This is a genomic window from Bacillus sp. FSL K6-0042 (assembly GCF_038006685.1).
Taxonomy (GTDB): Bacteria; Bacillota; Bacilli; order Bacillales; family Bacillaceae_G; genus Bacillus_A; species Bacillus_A pseudomycoides.
In genome coordinates, this window is sequence record NZ_JBBOVS010000001.1 from 3,805,476 (window position 1) to 3,824,290 (window position 18,815).

Below are 18,815 nucleotides of genomic sequence, written 5' to 3' on the forward strand. Positions count from 1 at the left end.
TAAGATGAATGGGAGAATCAATGTTAGGAATTATTAATGCAACAGGGAGTTTTCCGTCCTTAAAGAAAGTAACAGGGCACCGTTCGCTGGCAGCACTACCATTTGGAGGACGTTATCGTCTCATTGATTTTATGCTTTCGAATATGGTTAATTCCCATATTCATAGTGTAGCGATTTTTACGAGTCATAAAAATCGTTCCTTGATGGATCATCTCGGATCAGGAAAACAATGGGATTTAGATAGAAAACGCGACGGCTTATTTTTATTTCCTCCGAATTGCCAATGTGATCAAGATGAGTTTGGTTCCTTCGCTCATTTTAGAAGACATATGGACTATTTTCTGCGCAGCAGACAAGAGTATGTTGTTATTACAAATAGTCATCTTGTTACAGCATTAAATTTCCAAAAGGTATTAGAAAGACATATACATACGGGCGCAGATGTTACAGAAGTATGCCATGAAGGCGTATCGCTACAAACTTATGTGCTTAAGAAACAGTTATTATTAGATTTATTTGAAATATATAAAGACATGGAACACTATAGTTTGTTTGATGTAGTCAAAGAGAAACGAGGAGAGTCGCTGTACATTACTACATATGAGCATACAGGGTATGTAGCAGTAATCGATTCGATTGAAAATTATTATAAACATAGTTTAGAAATTTTGCAGCCTTCTATTTGGAAGCAGTTGTTTACGAAAGAGGCTCCGATTTTTACAAAAGTAAAGGATGAACCACCAACACGTTATATAAAAGGAGCGCAGGTGCAAAACACAATGATTGCAAACGGCAGTGTTATTGCAGGAAAAGTTGAGAATAGTGTTGTATTTCGTTCTGTTAAGGTTGGGAAAGGTTCGGTTATTCGAAATAGCATTATTATGCAAAAGAGCCAAATTGGAGATAACTGTATATTAGACGGCGTTATTATTGATAAGGATGTTAAAATTGAGGATGGTGTGGTTTTAACAGGAACGCCTGATAATCCATACGTTCTGGAAAAGAGCAGTGTTCAAAGTCAAAATATTACTAGTTATTCTTAAAAGCTCTATGTAAGTTAAGTACAAATTGGAAAACTGATAAAAACATTCTTTTTAAGGTGGAAGAGAGCATCCGCCCATGCATAGAGGCGGTCAGATCCTTTTCCTGCCCTAGGCCAAGTGAAAACAAAGAGAGAAAACAAGTAGCAATCATCTTTTGTTCTTCGTAGCAGCGACTTATATGTCGAAAAATCAAAATGGATATATATAGCCAGTGAAATTCTATCCAATAGGGATTCACTGGCTCATCATGATATGAATTTAAAATCCGAAGGGAGGAAGCTGTAAGAAGGGCGGATCATGGTGTACACGCTTTTCAGACAGTGGAACAACACGTGAATATTTTATTTGCAGTATCAGAATGCGTACCGTTTATTAAATCAGGTGGCTTAGCAGATGTGGCGGGTGCACTTCCAAAAGAATTGAAAAAATTAGGAGTAAACGTCCGTATTATCCTACCAAACTACAGCCTTATTCCCAAGCACTTGCGAGAAGCATGTACGCTTCATAAGGTAATCAATGTGCAGCTCGGCTGGCGAAATCAATATTGCGGGATTTTAAAAGGGGAGCAAGGCGGGATTACGTATTATTTAATCGACAATGAATATTATTTTAAAAGGGATTCTCTTTATGGACATTATGATGATGGAGAACGTTTTTCTTTCTTTTCTAAGGCGGTGTTAGAGTGTATGCCGCACCTAGATTTTGAAGTGGACATCCTTCACAGTCACGATTGGCATACAGCGATGGCGAATTTTTTACTGCGTGAAAAGTATGGGGATCATCCATTGTATGAGCATATTAAAACTGTTTATACGATTCATAATTTGCAGTTCCAGGGTGTGTTTCCTCGTGAAGTTATGCATGATTTACTGGAACTTGGTGATGAATATTTTGATAGTGAACAGCTTGAATTTTATGGGAACGTTAACTTTATGAAAGGCGGCATCATCGCTTCAGATCGCATTACAGCGGTTAGCCCGACGTATAAAGAAGAGATCCAATATGAATTTTTTGGTGAAAAATTAGATGGTTTGTTACGGAAATATAATGATAAGTTGAGCGGGATTATAAATGGTATTGATACGAGCGTATATAATCCGAAAACGGACTCATTTATTACCACGCAGTATGATGCAGAATCATTGTATGAAAAACAAGAAAACAAACGTGCATTACAGCGCTATTTTGGTTTGTCGGAAAAAGAAGATACGCCAATTATTTCGATGGTAACGCGATTAACAAAGCAAAAAGGCCTTGATTTAGTACGTACTGTCTTTCATGAAATGATGGAAGACGATGTACAATGTATCATTTTAGGATCAGGGGATTCTGAATATGAGCAGTTTTTCGAATGGATGGCATATGAGTATCCAGAAAAAGTGAAAGTGTATATCGGGTTTAATGAAGAGCTAGCGCATCAAGTATATGCAGGGAGCGATTTATTTTTAATGCCATCATTATTTGAACCATGCGGACTCGGACAGCTCATTGCACTGGCATATGGTGTGATCCCAATTGTAAGAGAGACGGGAGGATTGAACGATACAGTTCAGTCTTATAATGAGAAAACAGAGAATGGAAATGGCTTCAGCTTTAGAAATTTTAACGCTCATGACATGTTACATACGGTTCGTCGTGCACTGAAGTATTATCATAATCAACCAGTATGGAATCAGCTTGTAAAACAAGCGATGACAGAGGATTATAGCTGGAAAAAGTCAGCTCTTGAATATAAGGAACTATATAAAAGTTTGCTGAAACACTCTTAGGTGGTGAAAAAATGTTTACTCATGTTGAAAGCTTTAAAGTAGCCTTTTTAGAAAAACTAGAAACGATGTGTGGAAAAAGTTTCAAAGATTCTACCAGTCGTGACCAGTATAATACACTTGGTCGTATGGTACGTGAGTATATGAATCAGCATTGGATTGCAACAAATGAAAGGTACCGGACAGGGAATCAAAAGCAAATGTATTACTTGTCTATTGAGTTTTTACTTGGTCGTTTGCTCGGTAGTAACTTACTAAATCTAGGTATCCGTGATGTATGTGAACAAGGCCTTTCAGAGCTTGGAATTTCATTAAAGGAATTGGAAGAAGGTGAAGCGGATGCAGGGCTTGGCAATGGAGGACTTGGCCGCCTTGCAGCCTGTTTTCTCGATTCACTTGCATCTTTAAATCTTCCAGGGCACGGATGTGGTATTCGTTATAAGCATGGCTTGTTTGATCAAAAAATTGTGGATGGATATCAAGTAGAATTACCAGAACAGTGGCTCCTTCATGAAAATGTTTGGGAAGTAAGACGACACGATCAAGCGGTAGAAGTGAGCTACTTTGGAAATGTAGAACCGATAGAAATGAATGGTCGCCTCGAATTTCGTCATACGAATGCAGAAGTGATTATGGCAGTTCCATATGACGTTCCGGTTGTTGGATATGAAACGGATACTGTGAATACACTTCGCCTTTGGAATGCAGAGCCGGTTCCTTTTCCACAAAATTGTAAAGATATTTTGAAATATAAACGTGAAACAGAAGTGGTATCAGAATTTTTATACCCGGATGATACGCATGATGAAGGGAAAATACTACGTTTAAAGCAGCAGTATTTCCTTGTATCAGCAAGCTTACAAAACATTGTTCGCATGCATAGAGAGCGAAATGGAACGCTTCGTAATTTACATGAGAAAATCGCGATTCACATTAACGATACGCATCCCGTTTTAGCAATTCCAGAACTCATGCGTATTTTACTAGATGAAGAAAAGCTTGCTTGGGAAGAAGCGTGGGATATTACGACTCAGACAATTTCTTATACGAATCATACGACATTATCAGAAGCACTTGAGAAGTGGCCAATCCATATTTTTAAACCGTTATTACCACGGATTTATATGATTATTGAAGAAATCAATGAACGCTTTTGTCATGAACTGTGGGAGCGATATCCGTATGAGTGGAAGCGGATTGAAGATATGGCAATTATCGCGCATGATCTTGTCAAAATGGCACATTTAGCAATTGTCGGAAGCCATAGTGTAAATGGCGTGGCAAAAATTCATACGGAAATTTTAAAGCAACGTGAAATGCGATTGTTTTATGATTTTTATCCGGAGAAATTTAACAATAAGACAAATGGAATCGCGCATCGGCGCTGGCTTATGAAGGCGAACCCGCAGCTTGCAAATCTCATTTCAGAAGCAATTGGAACGGAATGGAAGAAGCAACCGATTCAGTTGCAATTAATGCAAAGCTTTCAACATGACACTGCTTTTCAAGACAAGTTGCATGATGTAAAGCAAGAGCGTAAATATATTTTAGCAGAGCAAATTCAAAACAAGATGGGGATTATCGTTGACCCGAGTTCCATTTTTGATGTACAAGTAAAACGATTGCACGCTTATAAAAGGCAACTATTAAATGTGTTACATATTTTGTATTTGTACAATCGTTTAAAAGAAGATTCAAGCTTTTCGTTTTATCCGCGTACATTTATTTTTGGAGCGAAAGCATCGCCAGGCTATTATTATGCGAAAAAAATTATTAAATTAATAAATGAACTTGCTAGAAAGGTAAATCAAGATCCATATGTGAGTCAATATATGAAAGTTATCTTTCTAGAAAACTATCGGGTTTCTTTAGCTGAAGATATTTTCCCAGCAGCAGATGTAAGTGAGCAAATCTCTACAGCAAGTAAAGAGGCATCAGGAACAGGGAATATGAAGTTTATGATGAATGGTGCAATTACGCTCGGAACGCTGGATGGGGCCAATATTGAAATAAGAGAAAAAGTAGGAGATGAAGCCTGTTTTATCTTTGGTCTAACAGCGGAAGAGGTGCTTCATTATTATCAAAATGGTGGATATCGTGCAAATGATTACTATCACCATAATATGCACATAAAAAAAGTAGTCGATCAGTTAATAAATGGCTTTTTCACAAATGTTGCAGCCGAATTTGAAGCAATTTATGATTCTCTTGTTATTCAAAATGACGAGTACTTTGTCCTTCGTGATTTTAGTCCATATGCAGAGCGTCAAGAAGATGTAGGAAGAGCATATGAAAACCGAAGAAAGTGGCTAGAAATGTCTATCATTAATATTGCACAATCAGGATACTTTGCTAGTGATCGAACGATTCTGCAGTATAGTAATGAGATTTGGGGTATTGGTGATAGGGTTAAGCTTTTGTGAGTTGAAGATATAAATTAAAAATCTTTCTTTTTAGGTGGGGGAGAGGATCTGGTCGCTTTATATGTTGGAAAATCAAAATGGATATATAGGAATAAGACAGAGTCCCTTGTGAAGATTTTGAGGGGCTTTTATTTATTTGAATGGAATTCGTAAAGTAAAAATAGCTTGGGAATTTTCCAAGCTATTTTTACTTAGTTTGCTACTGAGATATAAGGATTTACTGAATACAAAACACCAGTCCCACCGTATTCCTCTGTAGCAAAGTATGAGAATGTACAGAAACCTGTGACCGTAAAAATTATAACGAGAAAAATTGCAAAGAAATATTTTAGCATGTAAGGTCCTCTCATCCAAAAGTAATTACATAGATTATTATAATATAATAGTATATTTTTTCCAAATGTTTCTGTATCAAAAATGAGAAGTCAGACATGTTTTGTATGTTGACATGGCGTGGTTGTTGGTGATGGATTTTGTATTTTTCGTAAATGTCAAGTTGTGATGAACATGTGTATACTCCCAGTCTTGGTCATGAAAATGCACTTTGCGCGGTGGAAGAAGCGGGACCACATCGAATAAATTAACGAAGCGAAAGCTGCTTGCTACTTGCATTTTGTAGTAGTTTCGAAAGGTGATATCTCCAACCTTTGGAGAGGCGAAGTTATAGAGACCGTATTGTGCAAACGCAGTATTAACGCGTGCATCTAATATGTGTAGTGTGGCAAGTGCTCCGCCTAGGCTATGCCCTGTGGCGAGTAGTTTTTTATCTGATGGTAAAGATACGAGCATATCCATAATCGTATCACGGCATGATTCATAAACAGAGAGAAAGCCGTTATGGACGTTTCCGCTATTTAAGGCGTATGGATAAAGTTTTTGGTTCACAAGTGAATCAATGACCCACTCTGGATCGGATTGGGTCCCTCGAAACGCTACGATGACTGTATCTTCAGATTCTAATATGAATCCAAACCACTCTGTTGTTTGCATAACCTTAGCCTGAAAACCTTGTACATATTGAAATCCTTCAGGTATTTGAAAAATCCCATTTTGTTTATATTGATCATATGTTAACTCGCAACAAGAAGCTAGCAATATGGCAGTATCTTTATCAAAGGATAAAGGAGCACGCATCAGAGAAGCCCTCCTAAAGAAGAAGTAATAGTTCAATATATGAGTGGGAATGGGGAATCATTCTTTGAGTGGCTTGAAAACAAAGTGCAATGAAAAATGAATGTTTTTTACAAATTAATACTTGAACCTCCAGTTACGTGAGGTAGTATGATTTGAGTAACCACATCGGTAAAAAGAATGTAGGGGGGATTTAAGATGAGTAAAAGTGAAAACTATTTAATTGGAGAGTTTTCGAAAAGAACAGGCATATCAATACGGACGCTACATTATTACGATGAAATTGGATTACTTAAACCCGAAAAACATCCTAGTTCCGGACGTCGAATATATAAAAAGCAAGACATCTTAACGTTGCAAAAAATAGTAAGTCTAAAATTTTTAGGATATAGTCTAGACGAAATATCTGCAATGATAAATATGTCTAGCCTTAATGTAAGTTTAAAAGAAACATTACAAAGTCAGAAACAAGCTTTTGAAGAGAAAAAGGAGCATATCGAAATTTCTTTGAAAGCAATTAATCGAACAATTACTTTATTAGAAGATGAAGGGCAAGTAGATAGTGACATTTTAATGAGTTTAATTTGTAATATACAAAAAGAAAGTGAACAACGCCTATGGCTTGAGGAATATATGGATAAGGAAGTCGTTGATCGATTATACGATAAATCTGAAGAAGAGATGGTGGCATTGGATAAAGAATTTATTCAGTTGTCGAAGGAGGTAAAGAGATTATTTGGAAAACCAGTCCATGATCCAGAAGTACAAAAGCTTGTCGATCAACATATGAAGGCAACTCTTACATATGTTGGAGAAGAAGCGGTAAATTCTTTAAGTGGATTAGAAAATATGGAAGATCAGTATGGGAATATGATTCCATCACCATATACAAAGGAAGAAGAGGAGTGGTTAAATGGGGCGATGGAGTATTATATGATTCAAAATGGTATGTACAGTCCTACAGGAGAAAAGGATAAGTGAAAAAATCGCTACGTCTTATGACGTAGCGATTTAGATTTTACTCTTTTCCATCAAGGAGGCGACCAAGTCCACCTAAAACGCTACCTTCCCCGCTGCTTTGAGCTGCAGGACTTGTAAGACGCGCTGCTAAACGGCTTAATGTTAAGGATTGAAGCCAAACTGTTCCTGGTCCTTCTAATGTAGCGAAGAATAAACCTTCTCCGCCAAATAACGCAGTTTTTACGTTGCCTACGAATTGAATGTCGTAGTCAACATCTCTTGTCATTGCAACAAGACACCCTGTATCAATGCGGAGTCTTTCACCGGGCTTAAGCTCACGTTTGTATACTGTGCCACCTGCGTGCATGAAAGCAAGGCCATCACCTTCAAGCTTCTGCATAATGAAGCCTTCACCGCCGAAGAAGCCGCTACCAATTTTTTTCGTGAATTCAATTCCGATAGAAACACCTTTTGCGGCGCAAAGGAATGCATCTTTTTGACAAACTACTTTGCCTTGATATTCTGTTAAATCAACTGGAACGATTTTTCCAGGGTAAGGTGCAGCAAATGATACGTGACGTTTGCCATGACCTGTATTTGTAAATACGGTCATAAACATACTCTCACCTGTAACGAGTCGTTTTCCGGCACCCATTAATTTACCAAATAGGCCGCTAGACTTTCCGGCACCGTCACCGAAGATTGTTTCCATTTCAATATGGTCTTCCATCATCATCATTGCTCCAGCTTCTGCAATTACGCTTTCTTCTGGATCTAATTCAATTTCAACAAACTGCATATCATCGCCATATAATTTATACTCAATTTCATGTGCCTTCATTATTTTCACCTCATATGTAGTGGATACTAATATTGTACAGAAATTAATGAGATTAGAAAACTATCGTTTTGTTAATTTTTAAAGAAAAATCTGTTTTGATTGTTCAACATATAAGTCACTGCTACGAAAAACAACAGGTGACCTGCTCGCGCTTGCCCCTCTAAAAAGAAAGGTTTTATATCAGTTTTTTAATTTATCCCGCATTAACGGACAGTAACACTCCCACCTCAAAATTCAGCGAAAGCAAAGAAGTTAGGCGGGAGATGAACTGTCCGTAAAAGCCCGATTCGTTCAACTCATAATCAGTGGGGGATGAAGAAAACCCCCACTGATTAAAGTTTCACTTTATATATAGTTTACATATTTTGTGAACCTTTTAAAAAAATATGAGAAAAATGCTGAAATGAAAGTGTTCTCATTTGACCTTTTTGATAGAGCGTGATATAGTGAAATCACTATTGAGCTACATAATGTGGTACGGAAATAAAGCGTGTTTAATTCAAGGCATCAGGTCTGAGATACATTCATGTCCTTTATATCCACCTTTTCATGTGGATTCATAGTTTCATTTTTATTTAGGAGGTACATGACATGCAAACAGGTAAAGTTAAATGGTTTAACGGCGAAAAAGGTTTTGGTTTCATCGAAGTTGAAGGTGGAGACGATGTATTCGTACATTTCTCAGCTATCCAAGGCGACGGCTTCAAAACTTTAGAAGAAGGTCAAGAAGTTTCTTTCGAAATCGTTGAAGGTAACCGTGGACCACAAGCTGCTAACGTTACAAAAAACTAATTAGCTAGCGAGAAAAAAGCATTCCGAATTTCGGAATGCTTTTTTATTCTTTTGAACTAGACTCATTCGGAGATAACTCACCTTTATAAGTTTTTTCTTCAAAATCATCCAGCATCTGTTCATATTCTTCATGCTCTTCTGTTGCATACACCTGTGGGTTCTTTCCATACATATCTGTTCCGATGAAGTTTTCAAAGTCTTCTACGTAACCGCGTGGTTCTTCAGCATCTACATACATCTCATCAAAGTTTTTCGAGTCGCGGCGTTCTAAATCAGATGGTGTTTCTGATGTTCCGTATAAAGCAACATCTTGCCAAGCATCCTCTGCATCGTATCCTACGGCACTGTCCATATCGTATTTGCCAAACGGTGGCTCTACTAATTCTTCTTCAACGGGACGTGCGCTTAAGTTTAATTTATTCGTTGTATGTTCTATACAGGTCGTAGCAGTTGGCATCGCTTCTAATCTTTCTAGTGGAATTTCTTCACCAGAAACTTCGCAAACCCCATATGTGCCAGCTTCGATTTTTTGCAAGGCATGCTTCGTATCTTGCAGTTGCTTATGCCAAAATTCAATAAGCCCGAAGTCTTTCTCGCGTTCATATAATTCGGTAGCCATATCGCCGGGATGATTGTCATAAGCGGATAATTCTCCAACAGATTCCCGTTCAGAGGCGCGGTCTTCGCCTTCATGACTTTGCAGCGTTTGTTCAATTTCGTGCAGTTGCTTTTCTAAAATGGATTTAAAATGATTGATTTGTTGTGGAGTTAACATAGTATCCACCTTCCTACAATTCGGTTTCTTTATGTAGTATGAGCTTGATTGCGGGAAATATCCCGGTATTTGAGTGAGTCGATCGTGCTGTAAAATGTCGAGCGATCGATATGTTGTGTCGAAGTGCCGATATATGAGGAGAAACGGTCGATATATTTAAAAAATCGCCGATATATTTTGAAAATGGAAAAAGGAGCTGCTCTAGCAGCTCCTCTTTTATAGGAAATAACCAAGTAATAGTCCGATTCCCATTAAGAAACCAAAGATTGTATTTGTTTTTGCCGTCGCGATCATCGCAGGTGCCATTTCCATTGGAATCCTTTTGCCGATAAATCCTTTTGTCGCTTTAAATGCTTTCGGGGCACTTAGGAAAACAATCAGCATCCATGGGGACACGATTCCGACAATGATCAGGGAAATTGTCCAAATGTAGGAAACAATAAACATGGAAGCAAGGACACCAATTGCGTTCTCACGTCCAACAATAATCGCTAATGTATTACGGCCATTTTCTTTATCTCCATCTAAATCACGAATGTTGTTGGAAAGTAAAATCGCTCCAATTAAAATCGCATTTGGAATAGATACTAAAATAATTTCTGATGTTACAGTTCCTGTCTGAATGAAAAATGAAATACCAATAATAATAACACCCATAAATAATCCTGCTGTTAATTCTCCAAAAGGCGTATAGGCAATCGGAAGTGGGCCGCCTGTATAAAGGTAAGCAACAGCCATACAAACAAGACCGATTGCAGCAAGCCACCAGCTAGAGTTCATACAAATATAAACGCCTAATAGCATTGCGATACCGAAAAATCCAAATGCTAAATTAAGGACTGTTTTTGGTTGAATACCGTCGCGGACAATGGCACCACCGATACCAACTGAACCTTCGTGATCTAATCCTCTTTTATAATCAAAGTATTCATTAAACATGTTTGTTGCTGCTTGAATGAGAAGACAAGCAAGAAGCATGATAAAGAAAAGAGGGAGATGTATTTGATTGATACCCCCTACTTGCATTGCATAAGCTGTTCCAATAAAAACAGGAACAAAAGCGGCTGTTAATGTATGAGGACGTAATAAACTCCACCAAATGCGCCAGCCTGTTTGTTTACTTGGCTTTGGCGACATAGGAGAGGAATTCGTTTCGACTTTCATTTCCATGTTGAATCCTCCTTGTCACATAATATACACAATTAAGTGTAGGAAAAGCAGCATTTAGTGTCAACGTTTATTTTCTAGGAAGAGAAGGGGAATTTCTCAGAAATGCTAAACGTTGACAGGGCTTTCGTTTGAGGTGTATCTTAAAATCAAGCGTATTTATGACTATTTTTCGCCCATAGGGGGGAGACTTTGTGATTCAGACGAAACAAAAAGATTTACAAGAAGTGATTTTGGCAGCTATTAAACATGCGACGAATGAAAAAACATTGGTCAGTTTTGTAAAACAAATAGATTGGATGGATCCGCTTCTTTTTTATGCAGCAGGAAAAAGGATTGCATACGAAAATAGATGTTATTTTGCAGACCCATCTCAGCATGTCATATTTGCTGGAATTGGCTCTGTTTTCACTATAGCAAATTCTTCTGACAAACGCTTTCAAAATGCCCGCGAAAAGTGGAGTGAAGTGCAAGAGAAAGCAATTGTTCACAGAGAAGAGTATGAATTTGGAACGGGTCCACTTTTATTTGGTAGCTTTTCATTTGATCCAGAAAAAGAACAAACGGATCTTTGGGAAGAATTTAAAGATACAACATTATCGTTACCGGCTTTTCTTTTAACGGTAAAAAATGAAAAAGCATGGTTAACAATGAATACATTTATTTCAGCTGAAGACTCTGCACAGGAAGTGTGTGAAGAAATTGTTTCTTTGGAAAAAAGAATTTTAGAAGAATGCAAATGCCCGCTTACAGAAGCGAAATTAACAGTAACTTCTAAAGTAGAAGTTGATCCGAAGAGCTGGATGGATGCAATTGTAAAAGTGCAGGATGAAATGAAAAAAGGAATTGTACAAAAGGTTGTATTGGCAAGAGAATTAAAACTAACGATGGATCAGAATATTGATTCTGCTCGTGTTTTAGAAGCGCTCCGTATTGGGCAACCGGATTGTTACGTGTTTTCCTTCGATTATAAAGGAGCATGCTTTTTAGGAGCAACGCCTGAGAGATTAATTCGAAAAGAAGGCGGGAAATTTACATCGATGTGCCTTGCTGGTTCGATTGGTCATGGTAATTCTATAGAAGAAAGTAAGCAAAATGGTAATGCACTTCTTCATGATGAAAAGAATTTAGCAGAGCATGGTTATGTAGTAAATATGATTCGTGGCGTATTAACAGAGCATTGTGAATCCGTTACTATTCCGCAGCGTCCAGGTTTATTAACAACAAAAAATTTACTACATTTATATACACCGGTTGAAGCGAAAGGTGAAGCATCACTTCTTTCAATGGTGGAAGAACTGCATCCAACGCCAGCACTTGGTGGTACGCCACGCCACGCGGCGATGAAGCTCATCCGTGATGTAGAGTTATTAGACCGTGGATTGTACGGAGCACCAATCGGCTGGATAGATGACAAAGGGAACGGCGAATTTGCGGTAGCCCTGCGCTGCGGGCTATTAAATGGTGACAAGGCATCCTTATTTGCCGGCTGCGGTATTGTGATTGATTCAGTACCACAGCTTGAATATGAAGAAACAAGTTTGAAGTTTAGACCGATGCTTGGTGCTTTGGAGGAATTAATGAAATGAATAATCATATAGAAGCATTATCATATTATTTAGGCGCGTTTGTGGACGAACTGGCGCGTCTAAATGTATATGATGTTGTCATTAGTCCAGGTTCGCGGTCAACGCCGCTAGCCTTGCTAATGGAGCAACATGAACAGATAAAAACATATTTGCATGTAGATGAACGATCAGCTGCTTTTTTCGCGCTCGGTATTGCGAAGGCGAAGAAGCGTCCTGTAGCGATTTTATGTACATCAGGAACAGCGGCAGCGAACTATTATCCAGCAATTTGTGAAGCCTTTCATTCGCGTGTGCCATTGCTTGTCTTAACAGCAGATAGACCACATGAACTAAGAGATGTTGGTGCCCCGCAGGCAATGAATCAGCTGAACCTATATGGCTCCTTTGTGAAACAGTTTATGGAGATGGCACTGCCAGAAGCTAGAGAGCCGATGTATCATTATGCTCGTATGACAGCCGGACGTGCTGTTGCAATTGCATCTCTTGCACCAAGGGGACCTGTCCATATTAATTTTCCACTTCGGGAGCCGTTGATCCCTGACTTTTCTTTAGAGGAATTATGGGAAAAAGGACGAGGTGAATATACAGGGGCAGTTCATCAAGGGAATATGGCGATGACGAGTGAATATGTAAGTTCTCTTACAGAGCGCCTTTCGAGTATGGAAAAGGGGCTTATTATTTGTGGAGACGATAGTCATCCAGAGATTGCTGAAGTTATCACGCAGTTTGCTGAGAAAACTGGATATCCAATTTTGGCAGATCCGCTTTCAGGTCTTCGGAGCGGTAATCATGATAAATCATTGGTAATCGATTGCTATGATACATTTTTACGAAATGAATGGTTGAAGGATACATGGAAGCCAGATGTCATTATTCGTTTCGGTGGTATGCCAGTATCTAAGGCATTAACGCAATATATAAAGAAACAAACGGCTGCTGTCCATATTGTTGTAGATGAATCAGGAAAATGGAGAGATCCAGCTCTTGTAGCAACGGAAGTGGTATGTGCAAGCGACGTCTCGTTTTGTAAAGCAATGATAGATAATATGCAAAAGCGAGAACAGAATGATTGGTGCGAGATGTGGAAACATATAAACGATGCGACGAAGAAAAAGCTTCGTGAAATCGAAACATATGAAACAGCGTTTGAAGGAAAAGTGATTACAGACATTGTGCATGTGTTACAAGAGGAAGCGACGTTATTTGTCAGCAATAGCATGCCAATTCGTGACACAGATACATTTTTCTTTAACATAGATAAAAAAATTCATGTCATGGCAAACCGTGGTGTGAATGGGATTGATGGGATTATTTCAACATCCTTAGGAGCGAGCACTGTTTGTGAACCGCTCGTATTAGTCATTGGTGATTTATCATTTTATCATGACCTAAATGGACTCTTAGCAGCAAAATTACATGATTTAAACGTAACAATTGTCGTTGTTAATAATGATGGTGGTGGCATCTTCTCATTCCTACCACAATACAAGTCAAAAGAACATTTTGAATCATTATTCGGAACGCCGCTTGGGCTTGATTATGAACATGTTGTTAAAATGTACGGTGGTTCATTCTCGCGTGTAAATGACTGGGATGCATTTCGTCATGAAGTAAAAAAAGGGACAATGGAAAAAGAGTTACACGTTGTGGAAATTTGTACAAACCGAGAAGAGAATTTACAATTGCACCGTGATTTATGGGCAAGTACATCGAAGATTGCTACGGAAATTTTGCAAGGTGAATCGGAATGAAAGTAGTGCTGCAAGGTATAACGTATGAATATGAAGTGGTCGGTAGTGGAGAGCCACTTCTACTTCTTCATGGTTTTACGGGGAGCATGGAAACGTGGCATTCGTTTATTCCTGCATGGAGTAAACAGTTCCAAGTCATCACAGTTGATCTTGTGGGACATGGAAAAACGGAAAGTCCTGAGGAACTTACGCATTATGATATTCAAAATGTAGCACTTCAAATGACGACACTACTCGATCATTTGAATATTGAAAAAGCACATATACTCGGCTATTCAATGGGCGGAAGACTGGCGATTACGATGGCATGCTTATATCCAAACCGCGTGAAATCTCTTTTATTAGAGAACTGCACAGCTGGACTTGAGATGGAATCGGACCGGAAAGAGCGCCGAGCGCGCGATGAACAGCTTGCAGATCGAATTGAATTAGAGAGAATAGAAGCTTTCGTAAATAGATGGGAAAATATCCCGCTGTTTGCAACGCAAAAAAAGTTATCACAAGGTGTGCAAGAACAAGTAAGGAAAGAGCGACTTGCTAATAACCCGAAAGGACTCGCAAATAGCCTTCGGGGCATGGGAACAGGAGCTCAGCCTTCTTGGTGGAGTCAGCTTGAAGAGCTCAAAATGCCTGTCTTGTTAATGAATGGAGAGAGCGATCAGAAGTTCTTTCACATCTTACAAAATATACAAAAACGCATCCCTCACGCGAAATTTGTCAAAATTGATGGGGCTGGTCATGCAATTCATGTGGAACAACCGCAAAAGTTTGGTACAATAGTAGAGGGATTTCTCAAAACCATACAGTGACACTTTTTTCTTTTGAGGAAAGTAGAACTTATAGAGGCTAGTGGACAACCATTAGCACAATAAAAGGAGGTAAGAATAATGGCTATTGAATGGGTAAAAGAAGGCAATTATGAAGATATTATTTATTCCACATACAATGGTATCGCAAAGATTTCGATTAACCGTCCTGAAGTACATAATGCATTCCGTCCTAAAACGGTAATGGAGTTAATCGATGCATTTGCACAAGCACGTGATGATGCAAATGTTGGCGTTATCATTTTAACAGGTGAAGGTGGACGTGCATTCTGTTCTGGCGGCGACCAAAAAGTTCGCGGTCATGGTGGATATGTAGGTGAAGACCAAATCCCACGCTTAAACGTATTAGACTTACAACGTTTAATTCGCGCAATCCCTAAACCAGTTATCGCAATGGTAGCAGGTTATGCAATTGGCGGTGGACACGTACTTCATATCGTATGTGATTTAACAATCGCAGCAGACAACGCTGTATTCGGACAAACTGGTCCTAAAGTAGGTAGCTTTGATGGCGGATATGGAGCTGGTTATTTAGCTCGTATGGTAGGTCATAAGAAAGCTCGTGAAATTTGGTACCTATGCCGTCAATACAGTGCACAAGAAGCACTTGATATGGGCTTAGTAAACACAGTTGTACCATTAGAAGAGCTAGAAGCAGAAACAGTCCAATGGGCAGAAGAAATCTTAGCAAACAGCCCAATGGCACTTCGTTTCTTAAAAGCTGCATTCAATGCAGATACAGACGGTTTAGCTGGTATCCAGCAACTAGCGGGAGACGCAACGTTATTGTACTACACAACTGACGAAGCAAAAGAAGGCCGCGACGCGTTCAAAGAAAAACGTCGTCCAGACTTCGGACAATTCCCTCGTTTTCCGTGATTAAAAGCGGAAGCGGCTCGTTCAGAATGTGAGAGGGATGGAGCTTCTGACGAAGAGGCGTAGTTTGCCTTGCAGGAAGAAGAGAAGCCACCGAACATTCTAGCTGCTGTAGCTGGATAAAATTAAAAGCGGAAGCAGCTCGTTCAGAATAGGAGAGGGATGGAGCTTCTGACGAAGAGGCGTAGTTTGCCTCGCAGGAAGCAGCGAAGCCATCGACTATTCTAGCTGCTGTAGCTGGATAAGATTAAAAGCGGGAACAAAAACAAGAGACTTGATTGTACATCAAGTCTCTTTCTTTAATGGAAGGAGAATGTGTAATGGAGACAATGCCCAATTGGTTAATGCAACGTGCTTTTTTAACACCAGAGCGCACTGCGATTGAGACAAAAGAGGAGAAGATTACATTTTTAGAACTGCATGAAAAAGTAGGATCTGTTTGTGAACACCTTTCATACTTACAGATAGCAAAAGGTCAAAAAGTGGCTGTTCTGATGAAAAATGGTACCCAGATGATTACAGTAATTCACGCCTTATCTTATATTGGGGCAGTAGCTGTACTTCTAAATACACGTCTTTCAAGAGAAGAGCTACTTTGGCAAATGGATGATGCTGAAGTTGTTTGCTTAGTAACGGACCAAGAATTTGAAACAGAACAGGTACTAGTATATGCATTTGAAGAGGTAGTGAACGGACCGAAGAAAACTGCAGTCGTTCAAGAGGAGTTTTCTTTAGAAGAATCGATGACAATTATTTATACGTCAGGAACAACAGGAAAGCCGAAAGGGGTTATCTTAACATACGGTAATCACTGGGCGAGTGCCGTTGGATCATCACTTAACTTAGGGCTTCGCGATGATGATTGTTGGTTAGCGTGCATGCCAATGTTTCATGTAGGCGGATTATCTCTGTTAATGAAAAATATTATGTACGGTATGCGGATTTTACTCGTTCCGAAATATGATCCTGATTTCATTCATGAGGCAATAAAAACGCGGGGGATAACAATCATATCTGTCGTTTCTAAGATGTTAATGGATTTATTAGAAAGACTTGGAGAGGAAACATATCCGAGCTCTTTACGTTGCATGTTATTAGGCGGAGGACCAGCACCAAAGCCACTTTTAGAAACATGTGTAACAAAAGGAATCCCTGTGTACCAAACATATGGTATGACAGAAACATCCTCGCAAATTTGCACACTTTCAGCTGATTACATGCTAACGAAAGTTGGTTCAGCAGGAAAACCGCTTTTCTCATGCCAGCTTCGAATTGAGAAGGATGGAGAAGTAGTGCCACCGAATGTTGAAGGAGAGATTGCTGTAAAAGGACCGAATGTGACACATGGCTATTTTAAACGTGAAGACGCAACGCGTGAAACAATAATAGACGGTTGGCTTCATACTGGAGACCTTGGGTATTTAGATGAAGAAGGATTTTTATATGTATTAGATCGTCGTAGTGATCTCATTGTTTCAGGCGGAGAAAATATTTATCCAGCGCAAATTGAAGAAGTACTGCTTGCAAATCCTAAAGTGGCGGAAGCAGGAGTTGTTGGGAAAGCAGACGAACAGTGGGGACAAGTGCCTGTTGCGTTTATTGTTAAGGCTGACGATATAACAGAAGAAGAACTGATTAAATTTTGTGAAGAAAAATTAGCGCGATATAAAGTACCGAGAGAAGTGCATTTCTTACTTGAATTACCACGTAATGCTTCGAAAAAATTGTTAAGACGGGAACTAAGGCACCTGCTGGAGGAGATGTAAATGAGAATTAAAAAGGCGACGCTTTATGTAACAGAAATGCCTCTTGTGATTCCTTTTGCAGCAAGCTACGGAACGTATGAAACGCGGGAAAGTATTGTCATTGAACTTGAGGATGCGGACGGATATATCGGGTTTGGGGAAGTTGTTGCGTTCTCAGAGCCATGGTATACAGAAGAAACTGTAACAACGGCACTTCATATGCTTCAAAATTTTTTAATACCAGATGTATTGAAAGCTGAAATTACACATCCAAATGAAATTCCGAGTCTCTTTCAGCATATAAAGCGTAACCGTATGGCGAAAGCGGGAATAGAAGGCGCTGTATGGGATTTGTATGCGAAACGCGAAAACAGGTCATTAGCGACTTTACTTGGAGGAACACAGCCAGAAATTGAAGTCGGTGTTGTGATTGGGTTAGATACGATTTCTAATATGTTAAAACGAATTGAAATGTATGCAGAAGAAGGATATCAACGTTTTAAGGTGAAAATCAAACCGGAATTTGATTATGAGCTAATAAAGGAAATACGAAGAGTCTTTCCAAAGATTCCATTAATGGTCGATGCAAATTCAGCGTATACGTTAGGGGATATTGAGCGATTAAAACGATTGGATGAATTTCAGTTAATGATGATTGAACAGCCTTTAGCGGATAACGATTTTCTCGATCACGCTAAGCTCCAAAAACAAATAGAGACACCTATTTGTTTGGACGAGAGTATTCATAGCTTAGAAGATGCAAGAGTAGCGATTACACTTGGAAGCTGCCGCATTATAAATATTAAACCGGGACGAGTTGGTGGTTTAACAGAATCGATCCAAATTCATGATTATTGCAAGGAACATGGTATTCCTGTTTGGTGCGGCGGTATGGTTGAAATGGGGATTTCACGTGCGCAAAATATTGCGTTAGCATCACTCCCGAACTTTACGATTCCGGGTGATATTTCAGCTTCAAGTAGACACTGGGAGCGAGATATTATTTCACCAGAAGTAACATTGCAAGGCGGGAAAGTAATTGTTCCAAAAGAGCCTGGGTTTGGATATGGCGTAAACCGGGAAAGATTAGAAGAGATTACGAGAAAACGGATTATATGTGAGAGGTGAA

General features: G+C 39.1%; 15 protein-coding genes. 11 read left to right on the forward strand and 4 right to left on the reverse strand.

All coding sequences use genetic code 11. The features are described 5' to 3' along the window. The first annotated feature begins 8 nt into the window (after positions 1 to 8). The 3 genes from MHH45_RS19545 (at position 9) to MHH45_RS19555 (ending at position 5,232) form a co-directional block, all read left to right on the forward strand. Positions 9 to 1,043 (forward strand): sugar phosphate nucleotidyltransferase, encoded by a 1,035-nt coding sequence (locus tag MHH45_RS19545; RefSeq protein WP_016116838.1) that lies wholly within the window; start codon positions 9 to 11, stop codon positions 1,041 to 1,043. Positions 1,044 to 1,375: 332 nt separating this feature from the next. Further along, a complete protein-coding gene (gene glgA / locus MHH45_RS19550; RefSeq protein WP_016116837.1) occupies positions 1,376 to 2,812 on the forward strand; it encodes a glycogen synthase GlgA in 1,437 nt (478 codons plus the stop codon). Positions 2,813 to 2,823: 11 nt separating this feature from the next. Then, a complete protein-coding gene (locus tag MHH45_RS19555; RefSeq protein ID WP_016133373.1) occupies positions 2,824 to 5,232 on the forward strand; it encodes a glycogen/starch/alpha-glucan phosphorylase in 2,409 nt (802 codons plus the stop codon). Positions 5,233 to 5,643: 411 nt separating this feature from the next. On the opposite strand, the gene MHH45_RS19560 is transcribed toward MHH45_RS19555, so the two are convergent. Further along, positions 5,644 to 6,366 (reverse strand): lipase family protein, encoded by a 723-nt coding sequence (locus MHH45_RS19560; RefSeq protein WP_016116834.1) that lies wholly within the window; start codon positions 6,364 to 6,366, stop codon positions 5,644 to 5,646. Positions 6,367 to 6,561: 195 nt separating this feature from the next. On the opposite strand from MHH45_RS19560, the gene MHH45_RS19565 reads away from it, so the two are divergent. Further along, positions 6,562 to 7,344 (forward strand): MerR family transcriptional regulator, encoded by a 783-nt coding sequence (locus MHH45_RS19565; RefSeq protein ID WP_016116833.1) that lies wholly within the window; start codon positions 6,562 to 6,564, stop codon positions 7,342 to 7,344. 37 nt (positions 7,345 to 7,381) lie between these two features. Here MHH45_RS19565 and MHH45_RS19570 read toward each other — a convergent pair whose 3' ends face one another. After that, positions 7,382 to 8,164: a TIGR00266 family protein gene (locus MHH45_RS19570; protein WP_016116832.1), complete on the reverse strand. Its 783-nt coding sequence runs from the start codon at positions 8,162 to 8,164 to the stop codon at positions 7,382 to 7,384. A gap of 591 nt (positions 8,165 to 8,755) precedes the next feature. On the opposite strand from MHH45_RS19570, the gene cspD reads away from it, so the two are divergent. Further along, the gene (gene cspD / locus MHH45_RS19575; protein WP_001193049.1) at positions 8,756 to 8,956 is read left to right on the forward strand and encodes a cold-shock protein CspD; all 201 of its coding nucleotides are present in this window, start codon (positions 8,756 to 8,758) and stop codon (positions 8,954 to 8,956) included. A 43-nt stretch (positions 8,957 to 8,999) separates the two neighbouring features. On the opposite strand, the gene MHH45_RS19580 is transcribed toward cspD, so the two are convergent. Both MHH45_RS19580 and MHH45_RS19585 read right to left on the reverse strand, forming a co-directional pair. Continuing rightward, positions 9,000 to 9,731 (reverse strand): yteA family sporulation protein, encoded by a 732-nt coding sequence (locus MHH45_RS19580; RefSeq protein ID WP_016116831.1) that lies wholly within the window; start codon positions 9,729 to 9,731, stop codon positions 9,000 to 9,002. Between the two features lie 216 nt (positions 9,732 to 9,947). Then, the gene (locus tag MHH45_RS19585; protein ID WP_088094551.1) at positions 9,948 to 10,901 is read right to left on the reverse strand and encodes a 1,4-dihydroxy-2-naphthoate polyprenyltransferase; all 954 of its coding nucleotides are present in this window, start codon (positions 10,899 to 10,901) and stop codon (positions 9,948 to 9,950) included. A gap of 191 nt (positions 10,902 to 11,092) precedes the next feature. Between MHH45_RS19585 and MHH45_RS19590 the strand changes: the two genes are divergently transcribed. From MHH45_RS19590 to menC, 6 genes are all read left to right on the forward strand, one after another. Then, positions 11,093 to 12,487 (forward strand): isochorismate synthase, encoded by a 1,395-nt coding sequence (locus MHH45_RS19590; RefSeq protein WP_016116829.1) that lies wholly within the window; start codon positions 11,093 to 11,095, stop codon positions 12,485 to 12,487. After that, the gene (menD, locus tag MHH45_RS19595; RefSeq protein ID WP_016116828.1) at positions 12,484 to 14,238 is read left to right on the forward strand and encodes a 2-succinyl-5-enolpyruvyl-6-hydroxy-3-cyclohexene-1-carboxylic-acid synthase; all 1,755 of its coding nucleotides are present in this window, start codon (positions 12,484 to 12,486) and stop codon (positions 14,236 to 14,238) included. Before MHH45_RS19590 ends, menD begins: the two co-directional genes overlap by 4 nt. Then, positions 14,235 to 15,047 carry a 2-succinyl-6-hydroxy-2,4-cyclohexadiene-1-carboxylate synthase gene (menH, locus tag MHH45_RS19600; protein WP_016116827.1) on the forward strand — a complete coding sequence of 271 codons (813 nt, stop codon included), beginning with the start codon at positions 14,235 to 14,237 and terminating at the stop codon, positions 15,045 to 15,047. The genes menD and menH overlap by 4 nt, the downstream gene beginning before the upstream one ends. 78 nt (positions 15,048 to 15,125) lie before the next feature. Next, a complete protein-coding gene (gene menB, locus MHH45_RS19605) occupies positions 15,126 to 15,944 on the forward strand; it encodes a 1,4-dihydroxy-2-naphthoyl-CoA synthase (RefSeq protein ID WP_003201443.1) in 819 nt (272 codons plus the stop codon). Positions 15,945 to 16,261: 317 nt separating this feature from the next. Continuing rightward, positions 16,262 to 17,707: an o-succinylbenzoate--CoA ligase gene (locus MHH45_RS19610; RefSeq protein WP_077295618.1), complete on the forward strand. Its 1,446-nt coding sequence runs from the start codon at positions 16,262 to 16,264 to the stop codon at positions 17,705 to 17,707. After that, complete coding sequence (gene menC, locus MHH45_RS19615; RefSeq protein WP_077295616.1) at positions 17,708 to 18,814, forward strand: o-succinylbenzoate synthase; 1,107 nt, start codon at positions 17,708 to 17,710, stop codon at positions 18,812 to 18,814. The last annotated feature ends 1 nt before the right edge of the window (position 18,815 follow it).